The organism is Streptomyces sp. NPDC002044, assembly GCF_040296725.1.
GTDB lineage: Bacteria > Actinomycetota > Actinomycetes > Streptomycetales > Streptomycetaceae > Streptomyces > Streptomyces antarcticus.
In genome coordinates this window covers 1-1,926 of the sequence record NZ_JBEOXU010000312.1, presented here as the reverse complement: position 1 = coordinate 1,926, position 1,926 = coordinate 1, and the positions used below count along the sequence as shown (strand labels likewise).

Below are 1,926 nucleotides of genomic sequence, written 5' to 3'. Positions count from 1 at the left end.
CACGGTGCCTGGTCACCGGTGTGGACTGGGAGGCAGCACCGCCGGCGCCGGTCAGCGGTTCGGTATCCGTCTACGGCCGACATGCCCTGCTGCGGTCCCTGGCTGTGCTGCTTCCGTTCTGGGGGCAGCGGCCGGTCGTCCTTCCGGGCGACATCAGTTTGCTGGTTCAGGCTGCGTACGCGGACGGGTTCGCCGCACCGCGAGACGACTGGGCGGAGGCGTTGACTTCCGCGTTCCGGGAGCACGAAGTCGCTGTCGCCACGCAGCAGCGCGCGGCGCGGGTATTTCGCATCGCGGAGGTTCGCAAGCCTGGCAGGTCTCTGGTCGGCTGGATCGACGCCGGTGTGGGAGATGCGGACGACACCCGGGCGGGCCGTGCCCAGGTGCGGGACAGCGACGAAAGCCTGGAAGTTGTCGTCATCCAACGGCGCGGCGACGGCACGTACGCGACGCTGCCCTGGCTGGACCGGGGGCTGGGCGGACTGGAGGTGCCGGTTGACGCGGTGCCGCCGCCCCGTACGGCGCGTACGGTCGCGGCCAGCGCGCTGCGGCTGCCGTACCACTTCTCCAAGCCGTGGGTGATCGATCGTGCCATCGAAGAGCTCGAGCGGTTCGGACCGGAGGCGTGGCAGACGCCAGAGTGCCACTGGCTGGCCGGCGAGCTGGTCCTTGTGCTCGATGAGCATTGTCAGACCCGGCTGGCAGGCTTTGACGTCCACTACAGCAACGCCGATGGGCTGGAGATCAATCCCGCCGGGGCCAAGGAGGTGAGGGTGGTGAAGGGTGTGCCCGGTTTCGATTTGGTCTCCCGCCCGTGGTTGCCGGTCCAGTTACACGACGGCACGGCGACGGAACTCTCCCTGAAGGAGGTATTCGCACGTGCCGGCGACGTACGAAGACTGACGGGGGACCTGCCGTCCCAAGAATTTGCTCTGCTGAGGCTCCTGCTGGCGATCCTGCACGATGCGGTGGATGGGCCCGAGGACCTCGACGCCTGGCAGGAGTTGTACGAAAACCCGGCGCCGTTCACCGGCGTCGCGTCCTATCTCGACCGCCACCGGGAAAGGTTCGACCTCATTCACCCCAGTCAGCCATTCTTCCAAGTGGCCGACCTGAGGACGCAAAAGGACGAGGTCGCGTCATTGAACCGCATCGTCGCGGACGTACCCAACGGGGACCCGTTCTTCTCCATGCGTCAACCCGGTGTCGCACGGCTCTCGTTCGCCGAGGCCGCGCGATGGGTCGTCCATGCTCACGCCTTCGACACGTCCGGCATCAAGTCAGGGGCCGTGGACGATACCCGGGTCAAGGGCGGTAAAGGCTACCCTCAAGGGGTCGGGTGGGCCGGCAACCTGGGGGGTGTCTTTGTCGAGGGTGACAGCCTCCAACAAACCCTCCTTCTGAACCTTGTATCAGCCGACGCGACCGCACTAGCCGCCCACAAGGACGACAAGCCGACATGGCGCCGGGAGCAGTGCGGGCCGGATGTGCAGCAGGGTCTGGAGTCCCGGCCCACGGGCCCGCGGGACCTGTACACATGGCAGTCGCGGCGGATCCGCCTGCACCACGACGGTCAGGCTGTCCACGGAGTCGTCCTGTCGTACGGCGACCCTCTGACCGCGCCTGACAAGCACATGTACGAGCCGATGAGCGGCTGGCGCCGCAGCAAGCCGCAGGAGAAGAAGCTGGGCCGCACCCCGGTCTACATGCCTCGAGAACACGACCCGGCACGTGCCGCGTGGCGTGGCCTCGCCTCGCTGCTCATGTCCGAGAGCCAAGAACGGGCCGGGCAGCGAAATGAACCGCCCGACTATCTGCGGGCAGGAGTCCTGAAATGGGTCGCAGAGCTCACATACGAGCGTCTGCTGCCTGCCGACACTTTCATCAGGCCCCGCCTGATCGGTGCGGCGTACGGCACCCAGCAGT

General features: G+C 67.0%; 1 protein-coding gene. It reads left to right on the top strand.

The features are described 5' to 3' along the window. A partial coding sequence (casA, locus tag ABT106_RS31850; protein WP_351284515.1) for a type I-E CRISPR-associated protein Cse1/CasA occupies positions 1-1,926 on the top strand: 1,926 nt, incomplete at both ends.